The organism is Burkholderia sp. BCC0398, from assembly GCF_902833245.1.
Lineage (GTDB): Bacteria > Pseudomonadota > Gammaproteobacteria > Burkholderiales > Burkholderiaceae > Burkholderia > Burkholderia sola.
The window spans coordinates 47,180-58,862 of the sequence record NZ_CADFEM010000025.1 but is presented as its reverse complement, the minus strand read 5'-3'; the positions used below and the strand labels follow the sequence as shown (position 1 = coordinate 58,862).

Genomic DNA, 11,683 nt, shown 5'->3' with positions numbered 1-11,683 from the left:
GTTCGCGTCGCACGACGCGCCGATTCCGCCGGCGATGCCGGACTGGTCGCCGGTGCGCGAGTTCGGCGGCTATGGCGGCTGGGGCGCGACGCAACGCAACGGCGCGCCGCTGCAACGTGCGGCAGCGGCCGCCGCGATGTGCGGCTGCGCGAACGAATGCAACCTTCACCAGCATGCGCACGCGAGCGCATGGGCGAGCACGTTGCCGACGTCGGATGCGAAGGGCTTCTGGGGCGCGTTCGGGTGTTCGTGCTGGGCGATCTGACATGACGACGCGCACCGTCTACCGCACCCCCGCGTGGATCCGCGCGCTGCTCGCGCAACCATGGGTCCTGCCGCTCGCGCGCGTCGCGCTGGTGTCCGCCTATCTGCTCGGCGGCGTCGCGAAGGCGCTCGACTTCCCCGCCGCGGTCGCGGAGCAGGCGCATTTCGGCCTGCAGCCGGCCGCACTGTGGGCGGCGCTCGCGATCGCGGTCGAGATCGCGGGCTCGCTGTGCGTGGTGTTTCGCCGTTTCACGTGGCTGGGCGCCGGCAGCCTCGGCATGCTGACGCTCGTCGCGATGGTCGTGGCGAACGATTTCTGGAACCGTTCGGGTGCCGAACACTTCATGGCGCTCAACAGCTTTTTCGAGCATCTCGGGCTGATCGCGGCACTCGTGCTCGCGACCGTGCTCGACGATGCGCGGCAATCGGCCGATGATGGCCGTTCCATTCGATGACGATGCAACAACCAGGAAACCCTGTGATGAAATCCGTTCGTTCCGTGCTGCTCGCCGCGATGCTCGCGGGCGGCCTGGCCGTCGCCCCCGTGACGTTCGCGAAACCGCCGGCGCCGCCCGCGGTCGTGCCGACGGTGGCGGTCGGTCCGCAGTACGACACGACGCACGTGTGCGTCGCACCCGAAGACTTCGATCGCTTCACCGACAGCTTCGTCGCGACGTTCGGCGGCAAGAAGTCGAAGCAGGGCGTGTTCCAGGTCACGCCGACGCCGAGCCAGACGATGTCGCAACTCGTGCTGACGCCGGTCGGCACGATTTCGGTGTTCGGCTTCAAGACGCCGATCCCGTATCCGTTCTGCGAGGAACGCACCGGCTATCTCGTGACCGACATGGACGTCGCCGTGAAGTCCGCACGCGAGCACGGTGCCGACGTGATCGTCGACACGTTCCCCGATCCGATCGGTCGCGACGCGATCGTCACGTGGGCGGGCGGCGTGAACATGCAGCTGTACTGGCACACGCAGGCGCCGAATTACGACGCGCTGCAGACCGTCCCCGAGAATCGCGTGTACGTGTCGCCGCAAAGCGTCCGCAAATTCGTGCACGACTTCGTCAAGTTCTCGAAAGGCAAGGTGGTGTCCGACAACCTGAAGGCGCCGGGCATCGAGATCGGCCGGCCGGACGATAAGTACCGCCGGATTCGCATCGAATCGGGCTTCGGCAAGATGACCGTGCTGGTGACCGACGGCCATCTGCCTTACCCGTTCGGGCGCGAAATGACCGGCTACGAAGTCGCCGATCTCGCGGCGACGCTGAAGCAGGCCGAAGGCGCGGGCGTGACGGTGCTGGTGCCGCCGTTCAAGTCGGACGGCCGCGACGCGGCGCTCGTGCAGTTCCCGGGCGGCTACGTCGCCGAAATCCACGCGAGCGTAGCGCGATGAAGCACGAGGACACGATTCTCGCCGCGGTGGCCGGCTTCGTCGACACGCTGAGCTTCGTCGCGCTGTTCGGGCTGTTCACCGCGCACGTGACCGGCAACTTCGTGCTGATCGGCGCGGGCCTCGCGGGCTTCGGGCAGGGCGTCATACTGAAGCTCAGCGTGTTTCCGGCGTTCGTATGCGGCGTGATCGCGAGCAGCCTGATCGCGCGGTCGATGGCCGCGCGGCCCGCGTGGCAGGGCACGCGCGTGCTGCACACGGTGCAGGCCGTGCTGCTGCTCGGCTTCTGCGCGGCCGGCGTGTGGGCGACGCCCGTCACGCAGCCCGACAGCGTGGCGGCGCTCGTGGCCGGCATCGTCGGCACGTTCGCGATGGGCGTGCAGAACGCGCATCCGCGCGTGATCGCGCGCACGGGCGGCGTGCCGAACACGGTGATGACCGGCAACGTCACGCAGGCGATTCTCGATGCCGTCGACATGCTGTCGCCCGGCACGGCGGACAGCGTGCGCGCCACCGCACGCGCACGCTTCGCGAAGATGCTGCCGGCGATCGTCGCGTTCGCGCTCGGCGCGGCGGGCGGTGCGCTCGGGTTCCGCTACGTCGGGTTCCTGGCGCTGCTGGCGCCCGTCGGCGCGCTCGCGACGCTTGCGCTGTGCGCCGCGCAAGCGGCCGGTACCCCGACGCAGGAGCGTGCATGATCGAGCGGCGCAGGCGACGCCACGGCCGCCGCTTCGAGCGGGCCGCGCGCGCGTCGATCGTCGCGGGCCTGCTGTGCGCGGGCGCCAACGCGGCGTTCGCGGAAACGGCGGCTGCGTCGACCTCGACTTCGACGCAAGAACCGGCGCCGGCCTCGACGTCCACGGCGACCGCCGCATCGACGTGCACCGCCAAACGCCCGACCGTCCTGTTCAATCGTTGGCAGGAAGACTGGTCGGTGCTCGCGAGTCCCTGCGTGCCGCAGGAGCCGCTCGACGGGCTCAAATACATCCCGCTCGGCCACGATCCGCAGTCCTATCTGTCGCTCGGCGTGAACCTGCGCGAGCGGCTCGAGACCAACGACGCGCCGCTGTTCGGCATCGGCGCCGCCCAATCGGATACGTACGTGATCCAGCGCGTCGAAGTGCACGCCGATGCGCATCTCGGCCCGCATTGGCAGTTCTTCGCGCAATTGCAGGACGCACGCGCGTTCGGCAAGAACACGGTGTCGCCGGTCGACAAGAACCCGCTCGATCTCGAACAGGCGTTCGCGACCTACACGGGCGCGCTCGGCGGTGGCACGGTCAAGTTCCGCGTTGGTCGGCAGGAGATGGCGTTCGATTTGCAGCGCTTCATCGCCGCGCGCGACGGCCCGAACGTGCGGCTGGCGTTCGATGCGGTGTGGGCCGATTACGAATACGGCAAGTGGCGCTTCATCGGCTATGCGACGCAGCCGGTGCAGAACCGCGACGCGTCCGATTTCGACGACGTGTCGAATCGCGACCTCACGTTCAGCGGCGTGCGCTTCGAGCGACAGTCGGTCGGGCCGGGCGACCTGTCCGGCTACTGGTCGCGCTACAACCGCAACGGCGCGCGTTTCCTCGATGCGAGCGGCCCCGAGCATCGCGACGTATGGGACGTCCGCTACACGGGCACGCACGGGCGCTTCGACTGGGATCTCGAGACGATGCTTCAGACCGGCACGGTCGGCAACGCCACGATCGGCGCGTGGGCCGTCGGTTCGATCGCCGGCTACAGGCTCGACGCGCCGTGGTCGCCACGCATCGCGCTGCAGGTCGACGCGGCGTCGGGCGACCGGCATTCGCACGACGGCCGCGTCGGCACCTTCAATCCGCTGTTTCCGAACGGCTATTACTTCACGCTGGCCGGCTATACGAGCTACGCGAACCTGATTCACGTGAAGCCGTCCGTGACGCTGAAACCGTCGGCGAACCTGTCGCTGCTCGGCGCGCTGGGCTTCCAGTGGCGCGAGACGACCGGCGACGCCGTCTATCAGCAGCCGAACATCCCGGTGCCGGGCACGGCGGGCAAGGGCGGGTTGTGGACGGGGATGTACGTGCAGTTGCGCGCGGACTGGACGATCGCCGCGAACCTGATCGGCGCGGTGGAGGCCGTGCACTTCCAGGTCGGCGACGCGATCCGGCAGGCGGGCGGGCACAACGCCGATTACGTCGGCGTCGAGCTGAAGTACGGCTGGTGACGGCGGCGCGCGGCCACCCGCACGCGGCATGAAAAAGGGCAGCCCCGTGAACTGCGGGGCTGCCCTTCGTTCGTCCGGGCCGGTAGCATGGGCCGGCCCGTTCGCGGTGACGGCGATGCCGTTACAGGTTCGGCGACAGCGCGAGCGCGTTCGTCAGGTCGCCCATCGGCTGCGCGCCGTTCGCCTTCAGCGCGTCGTCGCGCTGCTGCAGGCCCGCGAGGCGCGGCAGCGAGAAGCGGCGCGTGATGAAGCGCAGGATCGAGCCCGTGTCGTACTGCGTGTGGTCGACGAAGCCCTTCTTCGCATACGGCGACACGATCAGCGCCGGAATGCGCGTGCCCGGGCCCCAGCGATCGGCATTCGGCGGCGTCGCATGATCCCAGAAGCCGCCGTTTTCGTCGTACGTGACGACCACGACCATGTTCTTCCATTGCGGGCTGGCCTGCAGGTGCGCGATCACGTCGGCGATGTGCTGATCGCCGGACGTGACGTCCGTGTAGCCCGGGTGCTCGTTCAGGTTGCCTTGCGGCTTGTAGAACGTGACCTGCGGCAACGCGCCCGCATCGATCGCCTTGATGAACTCGGCGCCGTTCGCGCCGCCGTCGAGCAGGTGCTGCGCACGGCTCGCGGTGCCCGGCGCCTGGTTCGCGAAGTAATTGAACGGCTGGTGGTGCGGCTGGAAGTTCGGCGTCGACAGGTCGGCGCCGTAGATCACGTTCGACGTGCCGTTCTGGCTCGCCTGCAGCGCCTGGCCCCACGCGCCGGCATACCACGCCCACGACACGCCCGCGTTGGTCATCAGGTCGCCGATGTTGGTCGCCGTCTGCGGCGGCATCGTCGACGGATTGGCCGGGTCTGCGAGCAGCGGGTCGCCGCCCGCGGCCGCCTTGTTGCCGCTCGGCTGATACGCCGGCTGCATCGTGTTGATGCCGTAGAAGTCGGGCGTCAGCGCGCCGTCGTTGACGAACTTCGGCGGGCCGCTCAGCGCGGAGGCCGGCGAGTTCGTCGCGACCTTCAGCGACTTGCCGTCGGCGTTCAGGACTGCGATCTTGCCGGCCGCCGGGCTCTTGTCGGCGTTCGGGTAGTACGGCGCGCATGCGCAGACCAGGTACTGGTGGTTCAGGAACGAACCGCCGAACGCGCCCATGAAGAAGTTGTCGGCGAGCACGTACTGCTGCGCGATCTTCCACAGCGGCAGCTTCGACGGATCGGCCGTGTAATGGCCCATCGTCAGGCCGCCGGCATCGGTCCATGCGGCGTACATGTCGTTCTTGCCGCCGTTGATCTGCATCTGGTCCTGGTAGAAGCGGTGCACGATGTCGCGCGTCGCGATGCTCATCGACTGGTTGAAGCCTTTCGGATCGTCGATCGCGAACGGCGCGTTCGGCAGGTTCGCCGTCATCGCCTCGGTCACCGCCGGCGTGATGCCGGTCGCGGTCAGGCCGCCCCAGATCTTCGGCAGCGTCGCCATCGTCGAGCCGTCGCGGTCCTTCTGCACCGAGTTCGCGGCCGTCGCGTTCTGCAGACCGTTCGCGCCCGGGAAGTTGCCGTACAGGTTGTCGAAGCTGCGGTTTTCCGCGTAGATCACGACGACGTTCTTGACGGCCGACAGGCCCTGTTGCGTAACGTCGTCGCCGCCGCAGGCGGTCAGGCTGAGCGCGGCCGCGAGGGCGATCGGCGTGTAGCGAATCCAGGCGTGCTTCTTCATGCGATGTTCTCTCTCATTCGTCGTTGGTCGCGTGTGGGAACCGGGTGGCGGAAGGGCCGGCGCACGAACCTCGCGGTACCGCCCGGCTGCGCGCATTATCTGGAACCGATTTGACAGCCGGGTGTAGGGGCGCTTTCAATTGACTGTCGGTGGAACGTCATTGAACGGTCACGGGACTGACATAAGCTCCGGCCGATTGCCCACCGCTACCCGAACAACGAATGCACACCCTGCTGAAATCCTTCGCGTTCGCGCGATCGCTGATCCCTGCCGCGGCGACGCTCGCGGTGGCCGGCGCGCTCGCGGCGCTCGCCGGTTGCGATGCGCAGCCCGGCACGACTGCATCGGCCGCGTCCGTCGTACCGGCGGCCCAGGCCGCGCCGGCCAGCCCGGCGGTCGCGCCGGCCGGCCAGCCGCAGACGCGCGCGCAGGTGTTCGAGGGCGTGAAGCAGATGACGGCGCTCGGCAAGCAACTGTTCTTCGATCCGTCGCTGTCCGGGTCCGGCAAGCTCGCTTGCGCGTCGTGCCACAGCGCCGAGCATGCGTTCGGGCCGCCGAACGCGCTGTCGGTGCAGCTCGGCGGCGACGACATGCACCGTACCGGCTTTCGCGCGGTGCCGTCGCTGAAGTACCTGCGCGGCATCCCGCCGTTCAGCGAGCACTTCCACGATTCGCCGGACGAAGGGGACGAAAGCATCGACGCGGGTCCGACCGGCGGATTGACCTGGGACGGTCGCGTCGATACGCGCGATGCGCAGGCGCGCATTCCGCTCACGTCGCCGTTCGAGATGAGCAGTTCGCCCGCACGGGTCGCGAACGCGGTTCGCGCCGCGCCGTATGCCGATGCATTCCGCAAGGCGTTCGGCGAAACGGTGCTCGGCGACGACCAGGCGACGTTCGGTGCGGTGCTCCGCGCGCTCGACGCATTCCAGCAGCAGCCGGCGCTGTTCGATCCGTACACGAGCAAATACGACGCGTATCTGGCCGGCCACGCACAGCTCACGCCCGCGGAGCTGCACGGGCTGCAGCTGTTCAACGACGAGAAGAAGGGCAACTGTGCGAGCTGTCACATCAGCCAGCGCACGCTCGAAGGCGGCCCGCCGCAGTTCAGCGATTTCGGGCTGATCGCGATCGCGGTGCCGCGCAACCGCGCGCTGCCCGTCAATCGCGACCCGCGCTTCCACGATCTCGGCGCCTGCGGCCCCGAACGCACCGACCTGAAGGGGCGCGACGAATTCTGCGGGCTGTTCCGCACGCCGTCGCTGCGCAACGTCGCGCTGCGCAAGACGTTCTTCCACAACGGCGTCTATCACTCGCTCGAGGACGTGATGCGCTTCTACGTCGAGCGCGACATCCATCCGGAGAAGTTCTACCCGGTCGTGCACGGCAAGGTGCAGATCTACGACGATTTGCCGAAGCGCTACTGGCCGAACATCAACCGCGAGCCGCCGTTCGACCGCAAGCGCGGCGACCCGCCGGCGCTGAACGCGGCCGAGATCGAGGATGTGATCGCGTTCCTCGGCACGCTGACTGACGGATATCAGCAAACGGCCGCGTCAGCCAAGCCGTAGAAGGCGTTCACTGCAGCACGCATGCTATGCTCGCTCGCTGACGGTCGTGGCGCGCGCCGGAGGGCCGGCCCCCGGTTCGCCGGCATGCGCCACGCCGTTCGATCGAACATCCAAGGAGAAAAAACATGTCGATGCGTGCATCCCTTTCCGTCGTCACGCGCGTGCTGGCCGGCGCCGCATGCGCAGCCGCGATGCTGCCCGCCCATGCACAGAACAACCTGAACTTCCTGAACGACACGCCGATCAGCTATTTCAGCAAGACCGATCGCGCGTCGCTGTCCAAGGCGGTCGTGCAGGCGCGCGACGAAGGCAAGGACGGCGAAACCACGACATGGCAGAGCAGCGGCCGCGGCACGCAGATCGACGCGAAGCTCACGCCGAGCACGACCGAGACGGACGGCAAGACCTGCCGCGAAATCGCGACCGAAATCACCGCGAAGGGCCAGACGATGACGCTCAAGCCCGTCTACTGCAAGACGGCCGCGGGCAAGTGGCAGCTGCAGAAGCGCTGAGCACGCACGTGACGAAGCGGGGCGGCGCGCCGCGCACGGTGTCGTGCGGCGTCGTGATCCTCGATGCGGATGGCCGCGTGTTCCTCGCGCACGCGACGGACACCACGCACTGGGACATCCCGAAGGGGCAGGGCGAGCAGGGCGAGACGCCGGCCGACGCCGCGCTGCGCGAACTGCTCGAGGAAACCGGCATCGAGTTCGCGCCGGCGCGCTTGCTCGATCTGGGCCGCTTCGCGTACCGGCACGACAAGGATCTGCACCTGTTCGCGGTGCAGGTGGCCGACGGCGAGATCGATCCCGCGCAGTGCACGTGTACGTCGCTGTTTCCGAGCCGTCGCGACGGCTCGATGATTCCCGAGATGGACGCGTACCGCTGGACCGTGCCGGGCGACGTCGACACCTATGCGAGCCGCAGTCTCGCGCGGCTGTTTCGTACGAAGCTGTCGCTGGTGGAGTTGCATCGGCGATTGTCGGGTGCGTGAACGGGCGCCGCGGCTTCCACGCCTGCCGTCCTTCGGCGCACGCCCATGAAAAAACCGGCCCTCGAGCCGGTTTTTTTCATGGGCAGGCAGCGGGGCGACTTGCGAAGCCGCCCGCCGCCGTGCGGAGCAGGCCGTCAGGCCGGCTTGCCCCAGCTGTCGCGCAGCCCGACGATCCGGTTGAACACCGGCTTGCCCGGCTTTGAATCGACACGGTCTGCAACAAAGTAGCCGTGGCGCTCGAACTGCAGGCGCGTTTCCGGCGCGACATCGCCGTTGCCCGGCTCGACGTACGCCTGCACGATCTTCTTCGAATCGGGGTTCAGCGCCTCGAGGAAGTTCGCGCCGCCCGCGTCCGGGTGCGGCTCCTTGAACAGGCGGTCGTAGATCCGCACTTCGGCCGGCTGCGCGTGCTTCGCGCTGACCCAGTGGATGTTGCCCTTGACCTTGTACGTGTTCGCGCCTTCGGTGCCCGACTTGCTGTCCGGGAAGTAGTTGCAGTGCACGGCCGTCACGTTGCCGTCGGCGTCCTTGTCGAAGCCCGTGCATTCGATCACGTAGCCGTAGCGCAGGCGCACCTTGTTGCCCGGGAACAGCCGGAAATAGCCCTTCGGCGGATTCTCGACGAAATCCTCGCGCTCGATCCACAGCTCGCGCGAGATCGGGAACGTGCGCACGCCGCGGTCCGGATGGTGCGGATGCACGGGCGCCGTGCACGCTTCCTCGAGGTCTTCCGGATAGTTGTCGATCACGAGCTTCAGCGGATCGAGCACCGCGACCGTGCGCGCGGCCTTGTCGTCGAGGTCGTCGCGCAGCGCGCCTTCGAAGATGCTCATGTCGATCCACGAATCGATCTTCGTCACGCCGATCCGCTCGCAGAACAGGTGGATGCTCTCCGGCGTGAAGCCGCGGCGGCGCACGCCGACGATCGTCGGCATGCGCGGGTCGTCCCAGCCGTCGACGTGGCCTTCGGTGACGAGCTGCAGCAGCTTGCGCTTGCTGGTGATCGCGTACGTGAGATTCAGCCGCGAGAATTCGATCTGTTGCGGCAGCGGACGCGCGAACACGCCGGCTTCCGCGAGTTCGTTCAGCACCCAGTCGTACAGCGGGCGGTGATCCTCGAATTCGAGCGTGCACAGCGAGTGCGTGATGCCTTCGAGCGCATCCGAGATGCAGTGCGTGTAGTCGTACATCGGATACACGCACCAGGCGTCGCCGGTGCGGTAGTGGTGCGCGTAGCGGATCCGGTAGATCACCGGGTCGCGCATGTTCATGTTCGGCGACGCCATGTCGATCTTCGCGCGCAGCACGTGCTCGCCTTCCTTGAACTCGCCGGCCTTCATGCGGCGGAACAGGTCGAGGTTTTCCTCGGGCGAGCGGTCGCGGAACGGCGACGGCTTGCCGCCTTCGGTCAGCGAGCCGCGATTCGCGCGCATTTCGTCGGCGCTCTGGCTGTCGACGTACGCCTTGCCGCGCTGGATCAGCAGCTCGGCGAACTCGTACAGCTTGTCGTAGTAGTCGCTCGCGAAATACTGGTGATCGACCGCGTCCTTGCGCCAGTCGAAGCCGAGCCAGCGCACCGCGTCGACGATCGAGTCGACGTATTCGACGCTTTCCTTTTCCGGGTTCGTGTCGTCGAAGCGCAGGTGGCACACGCCGCCGTAGTCGCGCGCGACGCTGAAGTTCAGGCAGATGCTCTTCGCGTGGCCGATGTGCAGATAGCCGTTCGGCTCGGGCGGGAAGCGCGTCTCGACGCGGCCGCCCCATTTGCCGGTGCGGTTGTCGTCGTCGATGATGTTGCGGATGAAATTGGAAGCCGCGGGGGCGTCGTTGCGTTCGGTGCTCATGCGGTTGGCGTCAGGGTTGTGTCGGCGCGTCGCGCCGGTTTAATCCTGTAATTCTACCTGACCGGGGTCCGTCCCGCGCGGGCTGCCGGTCGGGCGCCGTCGGTTCGCGATGCGTATCGCAATATATCGAGTGTGTGTCGGCTGTAACACGACGTAAATCGGATTGCGGGCGTCGTTCGGCTTTTCCTATGATGGCTTCACCGATTCAATGCCGCCAATCGCGATTTTTGCGAAGCGGGAGGAAGCCAACAATCATGATGAAGAAGACCACTTTTCTCGTTCGTACCGCGGTGATCGTCGCGGCCCTGTCGCAACTCGGCGCCTGCGCGATGACGCATACGCAGCGTAACGCCGGTATCGGCGCGGCCGCGGGTGGCGCGCTCGGCTACCTGATCACCGGCGGCCCGGTCGGCACGGTGGCCGGCGCGGCGGCAGGCGGCCTGGTCGGCGCCGGCGTACGCTGATTCACGCCGGCGGGCGTACCCGACCGCCGGCCCCTGGTCGTGACGCCTGGCTGAGTGCGTCACGACCGCTTGAAGGTCACGCACATCCCCCGGATTTTGACAGGCACCATCAGGGAGAGGCGGGTGTGCGACACTGCGTCGACGCTACAACACGATTCCATTCGTCGACGAATCCTTCCATGACCGACCCCGTCGTTTTCGTCTTGCCCGGCTACGCCAATTCGGGCCCGCTTCACTGGCAGAGCCGCTGGGAGCGCGCCGATCCGCGTTTCGTGCGGATTGCGATGCCGGACTGGAACCACGCGTTTCGCAACGGCTGGTGTCGCGCGCTCGACCGGGCGGTCGAAGCCGCGCGCGGGCCCGTGCTGATCGTCGGCCACAGCCTCGGTACGCTGACCACCGCATGGTGGGCGACCCGCTACGCGCGGCCGGCCGCGCTCGCGAAAGTGCGCGGCGCGCTGCTCGTCGCATTGCCCGATCCGGCGGGGCCCGTGTTTCCGGCTGACGCGCACGGCTTCGGCCCGGTGCCGCACGAGCGGTTGCCGTTTCCGACCTGCGTGGTTGCGAGCAGCGACGATCCGTACGGTTCGCTCGCGTTCGCACGCGGCTGCGCGAACGCGTGGGGCAGCACGTTCCATAACCTCGGCCCGCGCGGCCACATCAACGCCGACAGCGGGCTCGGCGACTGGCCGCAAGCGCGCGGCTGGCTCGATGCGCTGGCGATCGCGGGTTGACCGTATCGCGCAGGGCGGATCGCAGGACCTTCAGATCGTCGGCTTCGCCTTTAACGCCGCGATCCGTTCGTCGTCGTCGCCGAGCAGCGGCGTAGCCGTGCGCGTCGGCAGTCCCCGAAGCACGTCGCGCCATCCGGGCTCATCGCTTGGTGGGCGTGCGCGGCAGCAGGCTCACCTGCTATCGGACAGCGCGCCGAATTTCTGACGTGTCCAATATCGCTTGAAGCCGGTAATGGGCAGTCTGGCGGGCCATTCGACCAGACGGAAGGCCTCCATGCCAGTCCAGCCCGCACGATCGGACCGCACCAAAGAAAACAACGGAGCCGCGACGAAACGGATTCAGGTTGATCGGTCACGGCAATGCGTGGAAGCATGCGAGGGGCGCGTTTGCGTGTTCCGCTTCGACTGCGTGACAGGCGATGCGCGTGCCGCGCTCGCACTGCTCGCTGGCGGGTGCGATACGCTTGCGCGGCGCTGACCCCCGATATACCTGGCCGACACTGCTTGCGTGGGC

Annotated in this window: 11 protein-coding genes and 1 pseudogene; 10 read left to right on the top strand and 2 right to left on the bottom strand. The window is 67.6% G+C overall.

All coding sequences use genetic code 11. The features are described from left to right. The 5 genes and pseudogenes from HWX76_RS34595 to HWX76_RS34575 form a co-directional block, all read left to right on the top strand. Positions 1-265, top strand: a pseudogene (locus HWX76_RS34595) (amidohydrolase); the annotation flags it as partial. Position 266: 1 nt separating this feature from the next. Beyond that, positions 267-719, top strand: coding sequence for a DoxX family protein (locus HWX76_RS34590; RefSeq protein ID WP_124631695.1), 453 nt, complete (start codon positions 267-269; stop codon positions 717-719). Between the two features lie 26 nt (positions 720-745). Beyond that, complete coding sequence (locus HWX76_RS34585) at positions 746-1,660, top strand: glyoxalase (protein WP_176017028.1); 915 nt, start codon at positions 746-748, stop codon at positions 1,658-1,660. Next, positions 1,657-2,355 carry a YoaK family protein gene (locus HWX76_RS34580; protein ID WP_050017613.1) on the top strand — a complete coding sequence of 233 codons (699 nt, stop codon included), beginning with the start codon at positions 1,657-1,659 and terminating at the stop codon, positions 2,353-2,355. Before HWX76_RS34585 ends, HWX76_RS34580 begins: the two co-directional genes overlap by 4 nt. Further along, entirely contained in the window at positions 2,352-3,854 is a 1,503-nt protein-coding gene (locus tag HWX76_RS34575) for an alginate export family protein (protein WP_124631696.1), read from the top strand. The genes HWX76_RS34580 and HWX76_RS34575 overlap by 4 nt, the downstream gene beginning before the upstream one ends. A 121-nt stretch (positions 3,855-3,975) precedes the next feature. On the opposite strand, the gene HWX76_RS34570 is transcribed toward HWX76_RS34575, so the two are convergent. Continuing rightward, positions 3,976-5,562, bottom strand: coding sequence for an acid phosphatase (locus tag HWX76_RS34570; protein ID WP_124631697.1), 1,587 nt, complete (start codon positions 5,560-5,562; stop codon positions 3,976-3,978). Between the two features lie 221 nt (positions 5,563-5,783). Here HWX76_RS34570 and HWX76_RS34565 point away from each other — a divergent pair, with 221 nt between their 5' ends. The 3 genes from HWX76_RS34565 (at position 5,784) to HWX76_RS34555 (ending at position 8,127) form a co-directional block, all read left to right on the top strand. Continuing rightward, positions 5,784-7,133, top strand: coding sequence for a cytochrome c peroxidase (locus tag HWX76_RS34565; protein WP_176017027.1), 1,350 nt, complete (start codon positions 5,784-5,786; stop codon positions 7,131-7,133). A 125-nt stretch (positions 7,134-7,258) separates the two neighbouring features. After that, entirely contained in the window at positions 7,259-7,645 is a 387-nt protein-coding gene (locus HWX76_RS34560) for a hypothetical protein (RefSeq protein WP_069621291.1), read from the top strand. Positions 7,646-7,653: 8 nt separating this feature from the next. Then, a complete protein-coding gene (locus tag HWX76_RS34555) occupies positions 7,654-8,127 on the top strand; it encodes an NUDIX hydrolase (protein ID WP_050017608.1) in 474 nt (157 codons plus the stop codon). Between the two features lie 134 nt (positions 8,128-8,261). Here the strand turns inward: HWX76_RS34555 and HWX76_RS34550 are convergent, their stop codons facing one another. Further along, entirely contained in the window at positions 8,262-9,971 is a 1,710-nt protein-coding gene (locus HWX76_RS34550) for a glutamine--tRNA ligase/YqeY domain fusion protein (RefSeq protein WP_050017607.1), read from the bottom strand. A 254-nt stretch (positions 9,972-10,225) separates the two neighbouring features. On the opposite strand from HWX76_RS34550, the gene HWX76_RS34545 reads away from it, so the two are divergent. Both HWX76_RS34545 and HWX76_RS34540 read left to right on the top strand, forming a co-directional pair. Then, the gene (locus HWX76_RS34545) at positions 10,226-10,435 is read left to right on the top strand and encodes an ornithine acetyltransferase (protein WP_006497729.1); all 210 of its coding nucleotides are present in this window, start codon (positions 10,226-10,228) and stop codon (positions 10,433-10,435) included. A gap of 179 nt (positions 10,436-10,614) precedes the next feature. Further along, entirely contained in the window at positions 10,615-11,169 is a 555-nt protein-coding gene (locus HWX76_RS34540; RefSeq protein ID WP_176017026.1) for an alpha/beta hydrolase, read from the top strand. The last annotated feature ends 514 nt before the right edge of the window (positions 11,170-11,683 follow it).

What these genes read in the sequence shown, in the direction of transcription:
- HWX76_RS34575 (WP_124631696.1), top strand. Translation starts at nt 2,352, where the DNA reads ATGATCGAGCGGCGCAGGCGACGCCACGGCCGCCGCTTCGAGCGGGCC.
- HWX76_RS34590 (WP_124631695.1), top strand. Translation starts at nt 267, where the DNA reads ATGACGACGCGCACCGTCTACCGCACCCCCGCGTGGATCCGCGCGCTG.
- HWX76_RS34560 (WP_069621291.1), top strand. Translation starts at nt 7,259, where the DNA reads ATGTCGATGCGTGCATCCCTTTCCGTCGTCACGCGCGTGCTGGCCGGC.
- HWX76_RS34580 (WP_050017613.1), top strand. Translation starts at nt 1,657, where the DNA reads ATGAAGCACGAGGACACGATTCTCGCCGCGGTGGCCGGCTTCGTCGAC.
- HWX76_RS34570 (WP_124631697.1), bottom strand. Translation starts at nt 5,562, where the DNA reads ATGAAGAAGCACGCCTGGATTCGCTACACGCCGATCGCCCTCGCGGCC.
- HWX76_RS34545 (WP_006497729.1), top strand. Translation starts at nt 10,226, where the DNA reads ATGATGAAGAAGACCACTTTTCTCGTTCGTACCGCGGTGATCGTCGCG.
- HWX76_RS34585 (WP_176017028.1), top strand. Translation starts at nt 746, where the DNA reads ATGAAATCCGTTCGTTCCGTGCTGCTCGCCGCGATGCTCGCGGGCGGC.
- HWX76_RS34565 (WP_176017027.1), top strand. Translation starts at nt 5,784, where the DNA reads ATGCACACCCTGCTGAAATCCTTCGCGTTCGCGCGATCGCTGATCCCT.
- HWX76_RS34550 (WP_050017607.1), bottom strand. Translation starts at nt 9,971, where the DNA reads ATGAGCACCGAACGCAACGACGCCCCCGCGGCTTCCAATTTCATCCGC.
- HWX76_RS34540 (WP_176017026.1), top strand. Translation starts at nt 10,615, where the DNA reads ATGACCGACCCCGTCGTTTTCGTCTTGCCCGGCTACGCCAATTCGGGC.